We start from the raw sequence: 19,340 nt of genomic DNA, 5'->3' as shown, positions 1-19,340 counted from the left end.
CGCTCACGAGTGCGACGGCGCTGCGAGGTATCCGTCGACGTGCGCTCTGAGCTGACTCAGCACCTGTGCATGCTGTTCCCACGATAGCCGGTCGACGCTCATCTTCGGCGTCGCGGGGCGGTCGACGCGGCTATCGTCAACCGCCTGCCCGACGTCGACGGCCGCGGTGAGATACGCCCGGTCGCGCTCCGGCGTGAAATCGACGAGCAGCCGTGCTGCCGCGTCTCGCGGCGCGACCATCGCCATCGCGGATACCAGTCCCCAGCCGCCCCAGTTCGAGACGCTGGATACGATCAGGTAGTCCGCGGGAATGGCTGCGCTGATCAACGGGCCGTTGGGAATGTCGCTGTGAACGATTTCCTCGGGCAGCACGCCCATGCCGATTTCATTGCCGCCGTCGCCGATGCCGATCGTGACCCACGGACGCGACCACTCGGGATCCTCGAACAGAAGATGCAGCGGAGCCGTATCGTCAGACATGTCCGCGCCGTACTCGCGGTGCGGCTTGCCGTCGCTCGCGGGCGACACCCGCTCGATCGCGATCATATGCGTGATCGGACGTTCAGCCTCGCTTAGCCGGGTTCTCAGCGATTTGACCGACGCCGCGTTCACCGAGGTGATCTCGAACGCCACGTCTTTCGGCAATTCCGTGGTGACTGCCCAGACCGCCTTGCAGCATGGCGCGTCCGAGATCACCGTCACCGGTACGCCGAGGTTCGACAGTGCGGCGGCCAGATGCGCCATGCCGCCAAGTCCGTCCGTCTCCGGCGAGGGCGGCACGGCATTGCGTATGAAGAAGCCAGTCACGATACCGACGTGGGCGTTCGGCGTGCTCATGATCGAACGCGCGGCCGCTTCCAGCTGACCTTGAACGAATTGCTTCATGCGGCCAATGTCGCGGCGGACGGTTTGACCAATGATGTCTTCGACTTTTGCTATTCCCATTTTCCAATCTCAGTAGCAACGTTGTTCATGCGAGGCGCGGCGATCGCTCAGACCGGAATCTTCGTTTCATAATCGATTCCGATCGAACAGAGCAGCAGGCCGACGCCCATTGCGGCGAAACACATCAGCGCGAGGAAATAGGAGCCCGTGAATTGAACGATCGCGCCGATTGCGATCGGGATCACCATGCCGCCGATATTCCCACCGAAGTTGAGCAGACCGCCGAGCACGCCCACCTTGTTGCGCGAGGCGAGCATCGCGGGGATCGACCAGTAGAGACCACCCCAGCGCAGAAAGAAGAGCGTGATGGACAGCAGGATCACGACCATCGTGGGGCTCGTCGCATGCGCCACTGAAAACACCGCGATCGTGGCCACTACGCCGGCGATACCGAAGATCGTGCGCATGACGCGGTTCGGCGCGGCGCCGCTCGCGAGCCATTTGTCGGCGACGTAGGCACCGAACAGCTCGCCGATGAAGCCGGAGAAGAAGATCACGAAGCTGGCGCCGCCCATCTGTTGAATGTTGAAGCCCTGCGCTTTCTGCAGATAGGTGGGCATCCATGTCAACAGGCCGTAGTAAAGCGTCGTGCAACACATGAAGCCGACGAACATCAGCAGCACTGAGCGATACTTGAAGAAATCGAGCGAGTTGCCCGACAGGTTTTTCGCTTCTTTTTCATCTTCCAGGCGCCGGGCTCGCTCGATGTGTTCCGCTTCGGCTTCATTGACCCCGGCGTGTTCGCGCGGTTGATTCTTGATGTAATACCAGGCGCCTATGCCGCACAGGACCGTGCCGACGCCGGCGATCGCGAATGCTGCGCGCCATGAGTGCGCGACGACGATCAGCCAGGTGATCAGCACCGATCCAAGCGCTGCGCCGAGCGGCGAGCCGCCATCCATCAGTGATGCGCCACGAACCCGCTCATGCTGCGTCAGCCACATCGCATTGAGCGCACCGCCCGCCGAGGCGACGGGCGCTTCTGCCACACCGAGTCCGAGCCTCGTCGCGAGCAGGGACATTGCATTGGTCGTCAACGCGCCAAGACCCTGGAAGGTGCCCCAGAGCAACGTGCACAGCGCGAGGATCAGCCGCGGCTTGAAGCGGTCGACTGCCATGCCGCCAGGAATCTGCATGAGCGTATACGACCAGAAGAACGAACTCATGATGAGGCCTTGCATGACCGGCGTAAGCGTGAACTCGCTTGCGATCATCGGCATCGCGACGGACAGGGATGCACGATCGATGTAGTTGACCGTGACGAGCAACAACATGATGAGAAAAATTTTCCAGCGAACCGATGTCTTCGGCTGGGCGTACGCCACGACCGCTGCAGGTGCTCTGCTCATGCCTAATCTCCTAATTCGCTGTTTGAATGTCAGGTAGCCACCCGGCACGTTGCGTATCGGGGATATTTGAACCGGTCATCTGCCACGCAGCAGGCACCCGTTCCAGGCTGTAAAAACCAGTATAGGGGCGACGATCTGAAGGGAGATAATCGAAAGTGACCCAGGCGATCGATAGAAATCGCTGATCATGCGTGCCACGCTTCGTGCAGGTCTTTTTCTTCTGTGCGGAATCGCTGTAGACACAATGGCCGCTTCGATAGCGGCCATTGCCATTGACGTCACGACCGCTGCAATAACGAGCGGTCGTGCTGTTTCAGATGTGGTGACATCCCTTGCGTGTAGAAGGGATGTTGCTCGCGAGCAGAATTGTTATCCGCGCATTCCGACAAAACGCGCGCGCGCCGGTTTCAACACGAACATTGCAAGGACGGCAGTGCTCAGATCGAGCACAATCGCACATCCGAACACTGGCGACCAGCTGCCGGTATGCTGATGCAGCAATGCGGCCAGCGGGCCGCCGAAGATCGAGCCAATCCCGAACGAGATATAAAGCCAGCCGTAATTCGTGGTGGCATAACGAGTACCAAACGTGTCGGTCAGGGTCGAAGGAAACAGCGAAAAAATTTCGCCCCAGCCGAAGAACACCACGCCGGACAGCAGCACGAACAGGACCGCGTTGTCGCGCGTCATGAGCCAGAGCGCCATCGCCACACCTTCCAGCGCGAACGCGAAACACATCGTGTTTTCGCGCCCCAGGCGATCCGATATCCAGCCGAACAGCGGACGGGTCAGACCGTTCGTGAAGCGGTCGATCGTCAGTGCCAGCGGCAACGCGGCGAGCCCGAAGACCAGTACCTTGGTGACGCCGAAGTCAGCGGCGAAGCTTGCCATCTGCGACGTGACCATGAGGCCCGAAGTAGACATCATCGTCATCATCAGGAACATCAGCCAGAACAGCGGCGTCTTGAGCATCTCGGACGGGCGGTAGTCGCGCGTCGCGACTGCTGCCCGGGATACTGCCGGGCCGCTGCTGTCGGCCGCGGGCGGTACTCGCAGGCCCTGCGAGGCGAGCAGGCCGACCGCCGCGAAGATGATGCCGTACAGCCACAGCGTGGATTCGACGCCGTGCGTTGCCAGCGATGCGGAGATCGGAAAGGTCGTGACAATGGCGCCCATGCCATAGCCTGCGGCCGCCACCCCGGCGGCGAAACCGCGCCGATCGGGAAACCAGCGAACCACGAATCCCACCACGCCGACGTAGACGATGCCGGTACCGAGACCGCCGATGCCGCCATACGTGAGGTACAGCATCGACGTACTGTGCGCATACGAAGCCAACACCCAGCTCACGCCTGCCAGCAGCGTACCGATCGAGATCAGCATGCGCGGCCCGAAACGATCGATCAGCGCGCCCTGGAACGGTGAGAAAAATGCCTGCAGCAGCACCAGCAGTGAGAATGTCACCTGCAGCTCCGGCAGCGCGATGCCGAGCTTGGCCATGAGCGGCTTCGTCATCAGAGTCCATACATATTGCGGACTCGAAATCGTCATCATGCAAACAAGGCCGAGTCCGAGCTGGATCCAGCGCGTATGCGCGGCGGTTTGGGCGCCGGGCGGGGCGGCACCTTTCAGTGATTGCGAGGGAGTGTTCAAGGTGTTTCTCCGTTTGGGATATGTGTCGACAGATGAACGGACGTGCGCTGTCCTTACCGTCGGCGCGAACGCCCGCGTGTCATCGATTCAAAAGGGTGCGGGCGGAGCGGCCGCCCGCTGTCTAACAGACGCGCCTACCAGCCAGCCGCGGCGCCGTCGCTGCGCGGGTCGAAACCTGCTTCCAGACATCCGTTGCCGTGCCGGACAATCGCGCCGGCGTGGCCCATTGCTTCGTCGTACGGCCGCATCTGCTCGACGTCATGGCCGAGACGGCGCAGCGTATTGAATGTGTCGACGGGAAACCGCGCCTCGAGCTTGAGTGATTCATTGGTTTGCCCCCAGGTCCGGCCCAGCAGCCAGCGAGGCGCATCGATAGCGGCTTGCGGATTCCAGCCGAAGTGCGCGATCCGCGAAAACACGGCGCTTTGCGATTGCGGCTGGCCGTCGCCGCCCATGTTTCCGTACACCATCGTGCGTCCGTCGGCGAAGCGCGCGAGTGCCGGGTTCAGCGTGTGGAACGGCCGTCGTCCCGGCGTTAGTGGATTGCGCGCGGAGGGATCGAGCGAGAAGCTGCAGCCGCGGTTTTGCCAGTTGATACCCGAATCCGGAAGCACGATGCCGCTGCCGAACTCGTGATAGATGCTCTGGATGAAGCTGACGGCCACGCCATCGGCGTCGATCACGCCGAGCCACACGGTGTCGGCCGGTCCGAGACCCCGACCCCACGGCGCTGCCGCGGACATTGAAATCTTTTCGGCCATCGCGTCGAGCACAGACGGCGCAAGCAGCGCCTGCGGATCGACGTCCATGTAATCCGGATCGGTGATGTGCTTGTCGCGGATGGCGAACGCGAGCTTGGTCGCCTCCACGCACGCGTGGACATACTCGGGCCCGAGCGGATCCATATCGGCGCGCAGGACACGGTCGAGCATACCGAGAATCTGCAGCGATACCAGCCCTTGTGTGGGCGGCGGCATGTTGTAGATCGTGCCGAGCGAATGCGTGAGTGCCAGCGGCGTGCGCAGCCTTGCGTGATGCTGTTCGAGGTCCGCTAGCGACAGTGGACTGTCGACGGCGCGCAGGTCGGCCGCGATGCTGCGTGCGAGGTCGCCCCGGTAGAAGTCGTCGAGACCGGCGTGGGCGAGACGTTCGAGCGTTGCGGCAAGGCGCGGCTGCACAAAACGGTCGCCGACGGCCGGCACGCCCAGCGGGTTGTCGCTCGTCAGAAACGTTTCGGCGAATCCCGCGACTGATTTGAGTTCGTCCCGCTTGAGCGCGATGCATTCGGACTGACTGCGCGTCACCGGAATACCGCGTCCTGCGTAGGCGATTGCGTCTTCCAGCAGGCGCGTGAGCGGGAGCTTGCCGCCGAGTGTGTCAGTCGACCAGCGATGCGCCAGCGACCAGCCCGACACGGTTCCGGCCACCGTATTCGCCGCCAGCGGGCCGCGAAACGGGATGGATTGCAGGCCGCGTGCGCGGTAGGCGTCGATCGTCGCCGCCGATGCCGCCGCACCACACGCCTCGATGCCGACGGGCTCTTCGCCCGGCCGCGAAATCAACCAGAAGCCGTCGCCGCCGATGCTGTTCATATGCGGATACACGGCTGCGATAGTCGCCGCGGCGGCAATCATCGCCTCGACGGCATTGCCTCCGTCGCGCAGGATCGCGAGCGCACTTTGCGACGCCAGTGCATGGGGTGTAACGGCCATTCCGCGGATGCCCCGCACCGGATTTAAAAATTCTGCTGACATGTTTCCTCAAACAATCAATTGATCAATCGCTACCCGCTCAGCCGCTGCGGGTTCGCATGATCACGTGTTACTTCCTGCACACAACAAAGCCGGCATCAACGCGAAGCAACTGCGATGTTCCAGCCGGTTCTACCTTCCACCCACTCGGCAAGCGACAGCAACGCGGCATCGTGTTGATTTGCCCCGACCAGTTGCACGCCAAGCGGCAGCCCTCCCGGACCGAAGCCAACCGGTAACGTCACCGCCGGCACGCCGAGGAAGGTCCAGGGCGTGCAGAACGCCGCATCGCCCGTATAGTCGAGCCCGCCGGGCGCCTCGCCCGATGCGGGCGCTACCAGCAGCGCGTCCAGTCCCGCCGCTTCGGTGAGCCACCGGTCGAAGCGACGCGCCATCTTTACCTGCAATACCTTCGCTTTCGCATACTCAGTCGCGGGCAAAGCCCGGCCTTCCTCGACCAGAGCCTTCATCGGTGCGCTGACAAGAGCCGGCGAACGGTCTACCAATTCGCCATGCGTCAGCGCCGCTTCAACTGCGAGCAGGATCGAAGCATGTCGTGCAGCGTCGACCAGTTCGGCAGGCAAGTCGGCACCGACGATTTCCGCACCATCAGCGCGCATACGCAAGGCAAGTTGATTCAGCACATGCTGCTGCGCCTTATCGATCGGTCCGCCGATCTGCTCGCGCAACACGCCAATGCGTCGCGGCCGCTTTGCCGCATCGCCTGAGCCTTTTCCCTGGCGGCTGTTATGCGAGCTGTGTGGATCGTCCGCATCGCTACCCGCCAGAATGGATAGCGCATGAACTGCGTCAGCGACATTGGTGGTGAACACGCCAAGGTGATCGAGCGACCCAGACAACGGCAACACGCCAGTCCGCGCAATCGTGCCGTAACTCGGCTTTACCCCGACCACACCGCAATACGCGGCAGGACGGATGACGGATCCGAACGTCTGCGTGCCAAGCGCGAGCGGCACGATGCCTGCGGCAACGGCGGCAGCCGAGCCGCTCGACGAGCCGCCAGGCGTGTGATCGCTATTCCACGGGTTTGTCGTGGCGCCGGGCTGACGCCAGGCGAACTCGGTGGTGACCGTTTTGCCGAGTATCGTGGCACCGGCTTCACGCAAACGGGCGACCACCCATGCGTCCTTGTCGGGCCTGCGCCCTTCATAGGCCAGCGATCCGTACGCGGTGGGCATATCGGCCGTATCGATCAGGTCTTTTACGCCGACAGGGACACCCGCGAGCGGCGCGTGGGGAGCGGCACGATTGACTATCGGCGACGCCGGCAGGTGGATGAACGCTTGCAACTCAGGCTGCAGCCGTTGTGCCGCATCGAATGCCTGTTGCACAGTCTGATCGACAGTGCGCGTTCCCGCGCGGATCGCGTCACGGATTTCGCGGATGCTGGGTGAAGGGAAAGAATGGCTCATTTCGCGGCAAGTGCTTGATGAATGAAGTTCTGCAATACGGTGCGCCAAAGGAACAGCAGGTCACGCTGCACGTCGGTTGTCCGCGAAATATAGATGCAAATTGCAACAATTGAAATATTCGCATTGATTCAATTTGCACAAAGCGTGCCATCGCGTGAAAGCCCTTATACAAGTGCGAATCGAGTATTTTCAGGTGGCTGTAAGCACACTGCCATGTTCGTAAAGTGTGCAGATACGCGCAAGAAAGGTGCACCGGGCACGACAAAACTGGCGGCGCACCGCCTTTGGGCGAAACGCCGGCGTTCGGCGGCGAAAGCCCGTTGCAACACATTCAGGATTGGAAATCGGTGCGAGGACCGCCTCCAGAATTCAAGTGCGGTGCCAACGCGAATGCATCAGAACGTCTATGTTGCGCCCTGCGGATGTGCTCGATACAGCGCCCTGCCAGTTCGATCCAGTCGGCATTTGGCTAGCGGCACGCGGCACGAAGTGTCGCTTCGGCCGCCGCATAAATGCCGTAGCGTCGGGGGGCAGCCGAAAAACGACTTCCCCCCGACGCCAGCGAGTGCTTACCGGATAGCGGCGCTTGCGCCCAGTGATTTGTCGCAAGGGCCGCTACGTTCACTTGTGTCAGGAGCGTTCGACGACGCGTTAGCGGTTAGGCAACCGCGTTTGCGTCGTTATCGTCCTGGTCAGGTTTTGTATGACTTTTGCGCACTGATCCTGTTTGCTGAAAAATCGGGCGCAGCTTCGCACGACCGAATCAGGAGACTGTGGGCGTAACGGACGGCTTCGTTTGTCGACGGCCGAACATCCAGGAAATGACCGCGGACACGATCAGCGTGCCGCTAACGAAATAGAGTCCGAGCGAGTAGTCGCCGCTGACTTCACGTAACTTGCCGATGACCATCGGGCCGATCGTACCGCCGATCAGACTGCCCATCGCGTTGATCAAAGCGATGCCCGCTGCTGCAGCCGAACCGGAGAGGAACTGCGTAGGCATGCTCCACAGCGGCGGCTTCGCAGCGTTGATGCCAAAATTCGCGACCGAGAGTCCGATGATCAGGAGCAATGCGGACGGTGCATACCCGGCGAGCAGCATCCCTGCGCCCGCGGCCAGACATGCGATCGATACGTGCAATCTGCGTTCGCCGGTGCGGTCGGAGTTTTTCGCCCAGAGCACCATGCCGACGACGGCGACGACGTTGGGAATTGCGTTGACGAGTCCCAGTTCGAAATAGCTGAAGCCGAAGTGACTAATGATCATCGGCGCCCAGATGCCGATCGCGTACAGACCGGTTGACGTGCCCGCATAAACGAGGGCGAGGGCGAGCACTCGCGGATCCTTCATGGCCGCCCATACGCTGGATGCCGCGTGCGTTGCCTTGAGGGAACGCTCCCGGTCCATCTCGAGCGTGAGCCACTCACGTTCGTCGGTAGCGAGCCAGCGCGCCTCTTCAGGCTTATCGGTCAGGAAGAAGTAAGCGATCACGCCGAGCACGATGGTCGGCGCCGCTTCGAGAATGAAGAGCCACTGCCAGCCATGAATTTGTGCGATGCCGTCCATGCCCATGATGGCACCGGAGATCGGCGAGCCGATCATGTTCGACAACGGCGCGGCGGTCATGAAGATCGCCGTCACAAGCGCCCGATGCCGGGCCGGGAACCAATAGCTGAGGTACAGGATGATGCCGGGGAAGAACCCGGCCTCTGCCAGCCCTAGCAGGAAGCGCAGCACATAGAAGCTATAGGGCCCGCTGACGCACGCGGTCGCCGCCGAGAGGGCTCCCCATACGACCATGAGCAATGCAATCCACCGCCGCGCGCCGACGCGCTGCAGCGCGAGATTCGACGGCATGCCGAACACAATGTAGCCGACAAAGAAGATCCCTGCGCCGAAGCCGAACATTGCTGGCGTGAGTCCGATGTCGTGATTCATCGTCAGGCCGGCGAAGCCGACGTTGACGCGGTTCAGGAAGCTCACGAAGTACAGCGCGATGATGAATGGCACGATGCGCCATGTAATCTTCTTGACTGTGCGGGCTTCTAGCGCGTGCGCGTCCGGCACGTTAGCGCGTTGGGAAGGCTGGGGCATGGTTGTCTCCCGCCGGCGCGGTCCCCGCGCCGGTCTCGTTATCAGGTTGAAAATTCGTGTCGCTCGATACTGAAACACACGCGTGGAAAGCGTGTGCGCGTCTATTTACGAAGTGCTGCGTTGCTGGGCGGGAAGATCGATGCGTGCCCACGGATTGGCTGCCCAATGCCGCTTTTCAAACGCGTCGATCTGATCGGATTGCTGCAGTGTCATCTGGACCATATCGAGACCGTCCATGAACATGCGTTTTTGCCGCGACGGGATCGAGAACGGGTGGCGCTCGCCCGAGGCGGTCACGACAACTTCGTTTTCGACGTCGATCGACAGTTGTTTGGAGTCCGCATCAGCCAGTTCGGCAACGAGTGCATCGACTATTTCCGGCGCCAGCGTCACGAGCAGCAGGCGATTGTTGCCGGCGTTGAAGTAGAAGATCTCGCCGTAGCTCGGCGCGATGACCGCTTCGATGCCGGCTTGTTGCAGTCCCCACACGGCGTGTTCGCGGCTCGACCCACAGCCGAAGTTCGAGCCGCCGATCAGAATGCGTGTGTCGCGATATTCGGGGCGATTCAGCACGAACGTCTCGCGCGCCTGACCGCGCTCATCGTGACGCAGGTCGTAAAGCAGCCCACGCGCAAGCCCCGACTTGTCGATGCCGAGCAGAAACTGCTTCGGCATGATCTGGTCGGTATCAAGATTGTTGATCGGCAACGGTGCTGCGGTGCCCTGAATGAGACGGCGATCAGCCATGTACAAGCTCCTTGCGAATGTCGACGATATGGCCCGCGATCGCGGCGGCGGCGGCCATGGCGGGACTCATCAGATGGGTCTTGCTGCCGCGGCCCTGACGGCCTTCGAAGTTGCGATTGGTCGTCGACGCGCAGCGCTCGCCCGGTGCCAGGACGTCGTCGTTCATCGCGAGGCACATTGAACAGCCGGGCTGGCGCCATTCGAAGCCCGCGTCGATCAGGATCTGCGCAACGCCTTCGCGCTCGGCCTGGTCGCGGACCATGCCGGAACCAGGAACGACCATCGCGCGCACTGATGCCGCGACCTTGCGTCCGCGTACCATGGCCGCTGCCGCTCGCAGGTCTTCAATGCGCGCATTCGTGCACGAGCCAATGAACACACGATCGATTGGCGTGCCCTCGATGCTCGCGCCGGCCGGCAGCGCGATGTAGTCGAGTGCCTTACGCGCGGTTGCTGCGTCGATGCCGGTTGCCGTGTCGACCTCGGGAATGTGCCCGTCGACGGGAATCGCCTGGTCCGGACTCGTGCCCCACGTCACATACGGCGCGATTTGCGATGCATCGACATGATATTCGACATCGAAGACAGCATCGGGGTCCGAGCGCAGCGAGCGCCATGCGGCCGTTGCACTCTCGAGCGTCGCTGCATCCAGATCGCGCACGCGGGTCCGCACGTAGTCGATCGTCGTGTCGTCCGGTGCAATCAACGCAGCGCGCGCGCCGGCTTCGACCGTCATGTTGCACAGGGTCATTCGCGCCTCGGCAGAAAGCGAAGCGATCGTCGATCCCGCATATTCGAGCGCGAAGCCGCGGGCGCCTTGTGCGCCGATACGGGCAATGATGTGCAGTACCAGGTCCTTCGACGTGGTGCCAGCCGGCAGTTCTCCGTCGACGGTGATCCGCATGTCGTCCGCCACGCGATAGACGAGCGTTTGCGTCGCGAGTACGTGTTCGACTTCGGAAGTGCCGATCCCGAAGCCGAGTGCGCCGAGCGCACCGTAGGTCGTCGTGTGGCTGTCGCCGCACAGTACGACCATGCCAGGCCGGATCAGTCCGATTTCCGGTGCGACGACGTGCTCGATCCCCTGCGCCGGATCGGTCACGTCGAACAGGTGAATGCCTTGCGTGACGCAGTTGCGTGTGAAATTCGCGGCTTGCTTCGATGCGTCGACGATGTCGATCGTGCGGGCGGCAACCGGCACCGGACGCGTCGGGATCACGTGGTCGACAATGCCCATCTGCTGCCGTGGCCGGCGCACGAGGACGTCTTTCTCAGCGAGTCCGGCGAACGCCTGCGGACTCGTGTACTCGTTCATGATATGCAGGTCCGCATACAGCAGCACATGCTGCTCGTCGAGGCGGTCGACTGTATGGGATGCGACGAGCTTTTGATAGAAGGTGTGCGGCATGGACTCCTCTGGCCGGTTGAATCTGAGGCGTGGGGCGCGGTCATCATCGACCGATGGGCAGGAGTCTAATCTGGCTATTCTGATATAGAATTCAGATGAATTTAAACTACTCTTAAATTATATTTATCAATGGATGCGGTTTCGGACCTCGAATTTTTCGTCGCACTCGTCAAACATGGCAGCCTGTCGGCGCTCGCGCGGGACGTTGGGGTTACGCCGCCCGCGGTGAGCGCGCGCCTCGCGCAGATCGAGCGGCGCCTCGGCGTGCGGCTGCTGAACCGGACGACGCGGCGCCTCAGCATGACGCATGAGGGCGAGCAATACCTGACGACGGGGTCGAAGCTGCTGTCTGCATTGCAGGAACTCGACCGGACCATTTCGAGCAGCAGAGCGACGCCAAAGGGGCTGCTGCGCGTCAATGCGACGTTCGGGTTTGGTCGCCGTCACATCGCTCCGGCCATCGCAGCGTTTCATCGCCAGTATCCCGACGTCGAGGTACAGCTTGAGCTGACGGATCGGCCGTTGAATCTCGCCGAAGCGGCGTTTGACGTCGGCATCCGGTTCGGCGAGATTCCTGATTCGAGGTTGATCGCACGCAAGGTCGCGACGAACCGCCGGATGGTCTGCGCGTCGCCGATCTACGTGCGCGCGAAAGGCGAGCCCGACACGCCGCGCGATCTGCAGCGGCATCAATGCATCGTACTCAGGGAAAGCGACACGGCCTACGGCACCTGGCATTTCAGCAAGGGCAAGCGCCATGAGACGGTCAAGGTGCACGGTGTGCTGAGCAGCAACGATGGCGAAGCGACGCTCGTCTGGGCACTTGAGGGACAGGGCATCCTGATGCGTTCGGAGTGGGATGCGACCACCTATCTGCAGTCTGGCCGCCTCAAGCAGTTGCTGCCCGATTGGTCGTTGCCGCCGGCAGATATCTATGCCGTGTATCCCGAGCGGCTCAATCTGACGGCGAAGGTGACGGCGTTCATCGAGTTTCTCGAAGGCTTTCTCGGGAAGGGGCCGGGAGCGGGCTGAAATCGCAAGAAAGCCGGTGATTTCTCGCTCACCTGCGATTTGCGCCGCAACCCGGAACGCGTTGCTCGAGCCGGCGGGCAATGCACATTGTGCCGGGCGTCTAGTCGGCATTGTCGACGCGCTTCCAGAAATCGAACGCAGTGGCGCATACGTTGCGCGGCGCGCCCGTGGCGAGCAGCAGCCAGAGAAGCAGGCGCGCCTTGCGCGGCCCGAGCCACCCTGAAAACAAAGCGCCACGGCGGGCCAGGTCGATTTCCGAGCCGGAAAATCCATAGGTGCGCTCGGCCGTCGATCCCGATCCCGTGCGGCTGGAGATGACGATCGGCAGCCGGGGCACCAGCGCCTCGATGCGCTTTGCTTCGTCATCCGAAACATGGCCTGCACCGTAGGCCGCGATGACGATCCCGTGATATCCCGCGTGGACGACCGCGTCGAGCATCTGACCCGTCTCGCCCAGACATGTCTCGACGAGTGCCACTCGCACCGACAGGTCGGGCTTTGCGAAGCGCGGGGAATAACGCCTTGACGGTGAACGGAAATACTGCGGCATACCTTCGAGCACCATGCCGGCTGGCCCCACGACCGGCGACTCGAAGGTTTCGACGGACATCGAGTTCGCTTTGCGCACCCAGCGCGCCTCATGGATCGTGTTATTCATGACTACGGCTACGCCGCGCCCGCGACTGGCGCCGTGCGCGGCGCAGGCCACCGCGGCAAGAAGATTGGCGGGGCCATCCGCGCCTGCGGCCAGCGGCGTGCGCATCGCCCCTGTGACCACCAGCGGCTGAGGATGCGTCCACAGAAGATCGAGCAGGAAGGCAGTCTCCTCAAGCGTATCGGTCCCTTGGGTCAGCACGATCCCGGCGGCGCCGGCCGCCACCATGCGCTCTGCCCACGCCAGACTGTCCAGCACATGCGCAAGGGTCAGCGAAGGGCTGGGTAATTGCAAAAGCGTCTTGGCGTGAATCTGCGCGATATCGGCCAGACCGGGGACCGCAGTCACCAGTTGTTGCGCGGAAAGACGTGGCAACGCGCCAGCGTCGGCATTGTCGGCGGTCATGCATATGGTGCCGCCTAATGCCCCGACTGCGATGCTCGGATAGTTCATCGAAGCGTTCCTTTCGAGTGTGTGAAAAATATCGACTTAAATCGTACTTTAAATAGCGTCCAAATACCCGGTACCGATGAGTAATGCCGCTCTCGCGCCCGGAATCGGTGCGACGACGATCTTGTACTGCGTGATGCACCTTCCTCGCGCGCACTTGCACAACTCCCGCGCACTGCAGCGCGCTCTTGCCGGTGGGGCAATCGCCCGACTTGCCCACACGTACTGGATTTACCGGATCATGGCACGCTTCGTGCCTGTAAGAGTGTGAATTTCAATTGTTGCAAGTTGCAATTAATGTAGCACGGTGGCTCGGAGATCAGCCTGTTGCAGGCGCATATCCGAAATGAAGCATCTGAAGTTCCGTCTGGATGCACTCGACGCGTGGGCGTGGAGTGCGGCGTCCGGGCAGGGACGTGACGCGCCGTACCACTGTCTCAACACGCTTACTGAACACGTCGAAGGAGGGGGGCGAGTGAACTCGGCCGCTAATAACGACGCAAGCACGGCCCGAATTCATTTTGTGTCATTTCTTCCTATTGGAGTGAAGCATGTTGAAGCGACTGTTTACTCAATGCGTGGCTGGGGCGCTGATTGCGAGCGCTGCGACGATGGTGTGTGCGCAGGATGAATCCAAGGTGTTACGGATCGTGCCGCAAGCCGATCTGAAGATCCTCGATCCGATCTGGACCACGGCATTCATCACGCGCGATCATGGCTACATGATCTACGACACACTGTTCGGCGTGGATGCCAAGGGCGTAGTACAACCGGAGATGGTGGACACGTATACGACCTCGCCGGACGGCAAGACCTGGACGTTCACGCTGCGCAAGGGGCTCGCATTCAGCGACGGCAAGCCGGTCACCTCGGCTGACGTTATTGCGTCGATCACGCGCTGGGGCAAGCGCGACGTGTTTGGTCAGAGAATGTTCACGGCCTTGCAGTCGTTCGATGCGGTCGACGCCAAGACCTTCCGCATGACCTTCAAGCAACCCTTCCCGATGGTCCTGGACGCGCTCGGCAAGCCGTCGGGCAGCGCCGCGTTCATCATGCCGAAGCGGGTCGCCGATACGCCGGCGGACCAGCAGATCTCCGACTACACCGGGTCGGGCCCTTACATCTTCAAACAGGACGAGTATCGCCCTGGCGCGAAGATCGTGTACATCAAGAACCCGAACTATGTGCCGCGACCGGAGCCGGCTTCCGGTACCGCGGGCGGCAAGCATGTCTATGTCGACCGGGTCGAATGGATCGTGCTCAAGGACGCGCAGACGCAGGCCAATGCGATTGCGAACGGTGAAGTGGACATGATCGAATGGATGCCCGCCGAGCAGTACGCCGCGTTCAAGAGCAATCCCAAACTGGAGCTGGTGAAGCCGACGCCCGCCGGGCTCTTCGACCTGCACCTGAATCATCTCGTGGCGCCGTTCAACAACCCGAAGATTGCTCAGGCGGCAATCATGGCGATCAACCAGGAAGCGTTGATGCGCGCTCAACTGGTGAACAAGGATCTGTACCGGACGTGTTCGTCGATTTACCCATGCGATTCGCCGTTGGCCTCGACCGAGACCGCCTATTTCACTGGCAAGCCCCAGTTCGCGGCGGCCCGCAATCTGCTGAAGGAAGCGGGCTACGACGGCAAGCCGGTGGTGCTGCTGTATCCGTCGGACTACGCAGTACTGAACAAGTTTCCGCCAGTCATGGCGCAACTGCTGAAGCAGGCCGGGTTCAATGTCGACCTCCAGGCAATGGACTGGTCGACGCTTGTGACGCGCCGAACCAGCAAGGCGGCGGCCGACAAGGGTGGCTGGAACCTGTTCATTACCGGCTGGGCGCCCGGCGACACGATGAATCCGTTGTTCTTCACGCCGCTGACGGGCAACGGCGAGAAGGGCTGGTTCGGCTGGGCGACTGACGACAAGATCGAGCAGCTCAAGAACGAGTACCTTGCCAGCAGCGATCCTGCGCAGCGAAAGAAGATCGCTGCGGCGATCCAACTGGAAACGTATCAGAGCGGGATCCTGGCGCCGTTGGGCGACTTTGATTTCTATTCGGTGATCCGCAAGGGCGTGGTCAGCGGCGTCGTGCCGGCTCCGGTCAACGTGTTCTGGAACATTCGCAAGAGCTAACCCGTATCGGCGGCTGGCTGTTAGCCGGCCGGCCGCCGTCTCGCAGAGCAAACGCGAGCCCGTTCATCTGTCAACCGGCTTTGGAGCGTAAACGACATGGCTTTCTTTCTTTTCCGGCGCATATTGTCGACGGCGCCAGTGCTGGTCGTTGTCGCCCTTATCGTATTCATGATTCTGCGCCTGACGCCGGGCGATCCGGCTGCGGCGCTCGTCGGTGACAACGGCACTAGCGCCGACATCGCGCGGATCCACGCGAGCCTCGGGCTCGACCGCCCGCTGCCGGTGCAGTTCGTCAAATGGACCGGGCAGTTGCTGCAGGGCAACCTCGGCGACTCGTACTACATGAAACAGCCGGTCACCCGGTTGATTGCGCAACGCATCGCACCGACCGTTTCGCTGTCCGTCCTGACACTGGTGATGACGCTCCTGCTCGCGGTGCCGCTCGGCGTGATCGCGGCCTCGCGGCACGGAGGCTGGCTGGACCGGATGCTGATGGGCGTGTCGGTGATGGGATTCTCGGTGCCGTCGTTCGTGGTCGGCTATATCCTCATATGGGCGGTCGCCTTGCATGCGAAGCTGCTGCCGGTGCAGGGATACGCGCCACTGAGCGCGGGCATTGGTCCGTGGCTCACGCACCTGATCCTGCCCGCCATTACGCTGTCCATCGTCTACCTTGCGCTGATTGCCCGCGTGACGCGCGCCGCGGTTGCCGAGGCGCTGACCGAAGACTACATCCGCACCGCCCGCGCCAAAGGCATCTCCGAAGCACGCGTGTTGATTCGCCATGCGCTGGCCAATGCCGCGGTACCGATCATCACGGTGATCGGCATCGGCGTCGGCTTGCTGATCGGCGGCGTGGTGGTCACCGAAACCGTCTACGCGATCCCCGGGCTCGGGCAATTGACGGTCGACGCGGTACTGGCGCGCGACTTCCCCCTGGTACAAGGCATCACGTTGTTCTTTTCCTTTGTTTATGTGCTTATCAACCTGCTGGTCGACATGAGCTATCTGCTTCTCGACCCGCGTATCCGCTATTGAGTGAAAGGACGATTGGACATGAGCGACGATCACGATCCGATGACCCTTGCCGCGCCGGGCGCCATGCTTGCCAACCTGGAGGTGGCGCCGGCCGTACGCTCCCGCACACCGTTGTGGCGCCGTGTGCTGCGGAACTGGTCGGTGCGCCTGGGATGCGGCGCACTGTTGCTTCTGCTCTTCGTAGCCGTCGCCGCACCGTGGCTTGGCACGATCGACCCGACCGCGATGGATCCCGCGAGCGCCAATCTCGCGCCGGGTGTGACGGCCGAATTCAGTGATCTGTCGGGCGCGACGTTCCAGCACTTCTTCCTGATGGGCACCGACAGTCTCGGCCGGGATACCTGGAGCCGGGTGGTATATGGTGCGCGCGTGTCCCTGTCGGTCGGCATCACGGTGGCACTGCTGGCGCTCACCTTCGGCGCACTGGTCGGCGTGGCGGCGGGGTATTTTCGCCGTCTAGATGACGTCATCATGCGCGCCATGGACAGCTTGATGGCGATTCCCAGCATCCTGTTCGCGATTACGTTGATGGCGCTCTGGCGACCGACGCTGGTCACGGTGATTGTCGCGATCACGATTCCCGAAATTCCGCGCGTCGCGCGGTTGGTACGCTCGATCGTGCTGACCATTCGCGAGGAACCCTACATCGAGGCGGCCATTTCGTTGGCCACGCCGACCGTCAAGATTCTGTGGCGTCATATTCTGCCGAATGCAATCGCACCGCTGATCGTGCAAGGAACCTACGTGTGCGCGTCGGCCATCCTGGTGGAAGCGATTCTGTCGTTTCTCGGCGTCGGCCTGCCGCCGGATATTCCGACGTGGGGCAACGTCATGGCCGACGGCCGCATGCAGTTCAACCAGTATCCGCAGACCGTGCTGTTCCCTGGTGTCTTCCTGGCGCTGACGGTGCTGGCGGTCAATATCCTGGGCGACGGATTGCGTGACACGCTCGATCCAAAATTCAACAAACGGGGGAGCTGACGTGATGCGCGATTTCGACTTCAAAACGGCGGCACCCTCCGCCGCCGGGCCGGCCACAACCGTCCTTGCCGTGAATGACCTCACCATTTCCCTGCCGGCCGGTGCCGACCGCCCCCATGCGATCCGCCACGTCTCGCTCGACGTGCGGCAGGGAGAGATTGTCTGCCTGCTGGGCGAGTCGGGCTCGGGTAAATCGGTGATCGCACAGGCAGTGATGGGCTTGCTGCCGGCGTCGCTCAAGGCGCTGGACGGCAGCATCGAATTGCTCGGCGAGGACGTGCTGACAGCCAGCCCGGATCGCATCCGCCAATTGCGCGGCGAAAAAATGGCGATGGTTTTCCAGGAGCCGATGACGGCCCTCAATCCGATCATGACGTGCGGCGCGCAGGTCGACGAGATGCTGGCACAGCATAGCCGTGCCAGCGTCGGCGAGAGGCGCCGGCGCATCCTAGAGATCTTCGCCCACGTCAGGCTGCCGGAACCGGAGCGCATTTACGCGTCTTATCCGCATCAGTTGTCGGGCGGACAGCGCCAGCGCATCGTGATTGCAATGGCGCTGATCCTGAAGCCGTCGCTGCTGATCTGCGACGAGCCCACCACGGCGCTCGACGTCACGACCCAGGCCGAGATCCTCAAGCTGATTCGTGAATTGCAGACGGAGAGCGGAACCGCCGTGCTGTTCATTACCCACGATTTCGGCGTTGTCGCCGAGATTGCTGATCGTGTCGTGGTGTTGCGGTTGGGCGACATGGTCGAGCAGGGCTCCAAGTTGCAGGTGTTGCAGCAGCCGCGCGAGCCCTATACCCGCATGTTGCTGGCAGCCGTTCCTGCGCTGGTACCGCGCACGCGCCCACCGGTGGAGAAAGCCTATCCGCTGCTCGACGCGCGCGGGATCGGGAAGACGTATGTGACGGGTTCCTGGCCGGGCCGCAAGCGCAAGGTGCAGGCGGCCAGCGATGTCTCGCTGATGGTGCATCCGGGCGAAACGGTCGGAATCGTGGGCGAGTCCGGTTCGGGAAAGTCGACGGTCGCGCGCTGCATTGCGCGGCTGATTGAGCCGACTGCCGGCGATATCTTCGCCGACGGCCGATCGGTGGCCAAAGCGCGCGGCCGCGCGCTATATCCGTTCCGACGCGGCGTACAGGTCGTGTTCCAGGATCCATACCGGTCGCTGGATCCGCGCCAGACAGTGGGTGCCTCGATCGTCGAAGGGCCGTTGAATTTCGGCGTGCCATACGCTCAAGCGTGGCAACGTGCTGAAGAATTGATGACGCTGGTACGGCTCAGGCCCGATGCGCTGAACCGCTACCCTAGCGAATTCTCCGGGGGCCAGCGGCAACGCATTTCGATCGCGCGGGCGCTGGCATGCGAGCCACAAGTGTTGATTGCCGACGAGGCGGTGTCCGCGCTCGACGTCTCGGTCCAGGCGCAGATTCTCGATCTGCTGGATGACATTCAGCAGCGGCTGCGGATCGGCATTCTGTTCATTACGCACGATCTGCGGGTGGCCAGCCAGATCTGCGATCGGGTCATCGTGATGCGGCGCGGCGAGATTGTCGAGGAAGGCGCGATCCAGGACGTGTTCCTCGCGCCGCGCCACGAATATACGCAGGCCTTGCTGGCGGCGGCGCCAGGGCGCGGCTTTGCGTTCGGCGCCGCTTGACGCGGACC

Annotated in this window: 14 protein-coding genes; 5 read left to right on the top strand and 9 right to left on the bottom strand. The window is 62.3% G+C overall.

The window, feature by feature from the left end:
- Positions 1-3: 3 nt before the first annotated feature.
- The 8 genes from P0D84_RS47100 to leuC all read right to left on the bottom strand — a co-directional run bounded on the left by P0D84_RS47100 (position 4) and on the right by leuC (position 11,381).
- Positions 4-945, bottom strand: coding sequence for a glutamate cyclase domain-containing protein (locus P0D84_RS47100; protein ID WP_408350931.1), 942 nt, complete (start codon positions 943-945; stop codon positions 4-6).
- A gap of 47 nt (positions 946-992) precedes the next feature.
- On the bottom strand, positions 993-2,294 hold the full coding sequence (locus tag P0D84_RS47095) for an MFS transporter (protein WP_408350928.1): 1,302 nt from the start codon (positions 2,292-2,294) through the stop codon (positions 993-995).
- A 369-nt stretch (positions 2,295-2,663) separates the two neighbouring features.
- Entirely contained in the window at positions 2,664-3,947 is a 1,284-nt protein-coding gene (oxlT, locus tag P0D84_RS47090; protein WP_408350925.1) for an oxalate/formate MFS antiporter, read from the bottom strand.
- Positions 3,948-4,081: 134 nt separating this feature from the next.
- Positions 4,082-5,701 carry a gamma-glutamyltransferase family protein gene (locus P0D84_RS47085; RefSeq protein ID WP_408350922.1) on the bottom strand — a complete coding sequence of 540 codons (1,620 nt, stop codon included), beginning with the start codon at positions 5,699-5,701 and terminating at the stop codon, positions 4,082-4,084.
- Between the two features lie 95 nt (positions 5,702-5,796).
- A complete protein-coding gene (locus tag P0D84_RS47080; protein WP_408350919.1) occupies positions 5,797-7,131 on the bottom strand; it encodes an amidase in 1,335 nt (444 codons plus the stop codon).
- A gap of 763 nt (positions 7,132-7,894) precedes the next feature.
- Entirely contained in the window at positions 7,895-9,226 is a 1,332-nt protein-coding gene (locus P0D84_RS47075; protein WP_408350917.1) for an MFS transporter, read from the bottom strand.
- Between the two features lie 105 nt (positions 9,227-9,331).
- Positions 9,332-9,973, bottom strand: a complete 642-nt coding sequence (gene leuD, locus P0D84_RS47070) for a 3-isopropylmalate dehydratase small subunit (RefSeq protein WP_408350914.1) — start codon at positions 9,971-9,973, stop codon at positions 9,332-9,334.
- On the bottom strand, positions 9,966-11,381 hold the full coding sequence (gene leuC, locus P0D84_RS47065; RefSeq protein WP_408350911.1) for a 3-isopropylmalate dehydratase large subunit: 1,416 nt from the start codon (positions 11,379-11,381) through the stop codon (positions 9,966-9,968). The genes leuD and leuC overlap by 8 nt, the downstream gene beginning before the upstream one ends.
- Positions 11,382-11,510: 129 nt before the next feature.
- Between leuC and P0D84_RS47060 the strand changes: the two genes are divergently transcribed.
- On the top strand, positions 11,511-12,413 hold the full coding sequence (locus P0D84_RS47060; RefSeq protein WP_408350908.1) for a LysR family transcriptional regulator: 903 nt from the start codon (positions 11,511-11,513) through the stop codon (positions 12,411-12,413).
- A gap of 100 nt (positions 12,414-12,513) precedes the next feature.
- Here the strand turns inward: P0D84_RS47060 and P0D84_RS47055 are convergent, their stop codons facing one another.
- On the bottom strand, positions 12,514-13,521 hold the full coding sequence (locus P0D84_RS47055; protein ID WP_408350905.1) for an asparaginase: 1,008 nt from the start codon (positions 13,519-13,521) through the stop codon (positions 12,514-12,516).
- A gap of 548 nt (positions 13,522-14,069) precedes the next feature.
- Here P0D84_RS47055 and P0D84_RS47050 point away from each other — a divergent pair.
- From P0D84_RS47050 to P0D84_RS47035, 4 genes are all read left to right on the top strand, one after another.
- The gene (locus tag P0D84_RS47050; protein WP_408350902.1) at positions 14,070-15,650 is read left to right on the top strand and encodes an ABC transporter substrate-binding protein; all 1,581 of its coding nucleotides are present in this window, start codon (positions 14,070-14,072) and stop codon (positions 15,648-15,650) included.
- 96 nt (positions 15,651-15,746) lie between these two features.
- Positions 15,747-16,688, top strand: coding sequence for an ABC transporter permease (locus P0D84_RS47045; protein WP_408350899.1), 942 nt, complete (start codon positions 15,747-15,749; stop codon positions 16,686-16,688).
- 18 nt (positions 16,689-16,706) lie between these two features.
- On the top strand, positions 16,707-17,669 hold the full coding sequence (locus P0D84_RS47040; RefSeq protein ID WP_408350896.1) for an ABC transporter permease: 963 nt from the start codon (positions 16,707-16,709) through the stop codon (positions 17,667-17,669).
- A gap of 4 nt (positions 17,670-17,673) precedes the next feature.
- The gene (locus P0D84_RS47035; RefSeq protein WP_408350893.1) at positions 17,674-19,332 is read left to right on the top strand and encodes a dipeptide ABC transporter ATP-binding protein; all 1,659 of its coding nucleotides are present in this window, start codon (positions 17,674-17,676) and stop codon (positions 19,330-19,332) included.
- Positions 19,333-19,340: the final 8 nt, after the last annotated feature.

It is taken from the genome of Paraburkholderia sp. RL17-337-BIB-A, from assembly GCF_046025895.1.
Lineage (GTDB): Bacteria > Pseudomonadota > Gammaproteobacteria > Burkholderiales > Burkholderiaceae > Paraburkholderia > Paraburkholderia fungorum_C.
The sequence above is the reverse complement of the archived record's forward strand: the minus strand, read 5'-3'. Positions and strand labels throughout refer to the sequence as shown.

Coding starts and splice junctions, on each gene's coding strand:
- P0D84_RS47100 (WP_408350931.1), bottom strand. CDS start 945: ATGGGAATAGCAAAAGTCGAAGACATCATTGGTCAAACCGTCCGCCGC.
- P0D84_RS47095 (WP_408350928.1), bottom strand. CDS start 2,294: ATGAGCAGAGCACCTGCAGCGGTCGTGGCGTACGCCCAGCCGAAGACA.
- P0D84_RS47085 (WP_408350922.1), bottom strand. CDS start 5,701: ATGTCAGCAGAATTTTTAAATCCGGTGCGGGGCATCCGCGGAATGGCC.
- P0D84_RS47080 (WP_408350919.1), bottom strand. CDS start 7,131: ATGAGCCATTCTTTCCCTTCACCCAGCATCCGCGAAATCCGTGACGCG.
- P0D84_RS47075 (WP_408350917.1), bottom strand. CDS start 9,226: ATGCCCCAGCCTTCCCAACGCGCTAACGTGCCGGACGCGCACGCGCTA.
- leuD (WP_408350914.1), bottom strand. CDS start 9,973: ATGGCTGATCGCCGTCTCATTCAGGGCACCGCAGCACCGTTGCCGATC.
- leuC (WP_408350911.1), bottom strand. CDS start 11,381: ATGCCGCACACCTTCTATCAAAAGCTCGTCGCATCCCATACAGTCGAC.
- P0D84_RS47060 (WP_408350908.1), top strand. CDS start 11,511: ATGGATGCGGTTTCGGACCTCGAATTTTTCGTCGCACTCGTCAAACAT.
- P0D84_RS47055 (WP_408350905.1), bottom strand. CDS start 13,521: ATGAACTATCCGAGCATCGCAGTCGGGGCATTAGGCGGCACCATATGC.
- P0D84_RS47050 (WP_408350902.1), top strand. CDS start 14,070: ATGTTGAAGCGACTGTTTACTCAATGCGTGGCTGGGGCGCTGATTGCG.
- P0D84_RS47045 (WP_408350899.1), top strand. CDS start 15,747: ATGGCTTTCTTTCTTTTCCGGCGCATATTGTCGACGGCGCCAGTGCTG.
- P0D84_RS47040 (WP_408350896.1), top strand. CDS start 16,707: ATGAGCGACGATCACGATCCGATGACCCTTGCCGCGCCGGGCGCCATG.
- P0D84_RS47035 (WP_408350893.1), top strand. CDS start 17,674: ATGCGCGATTTCGACTTCAAAACGGCGGCACCCTCCGCCGCCGGGCCG.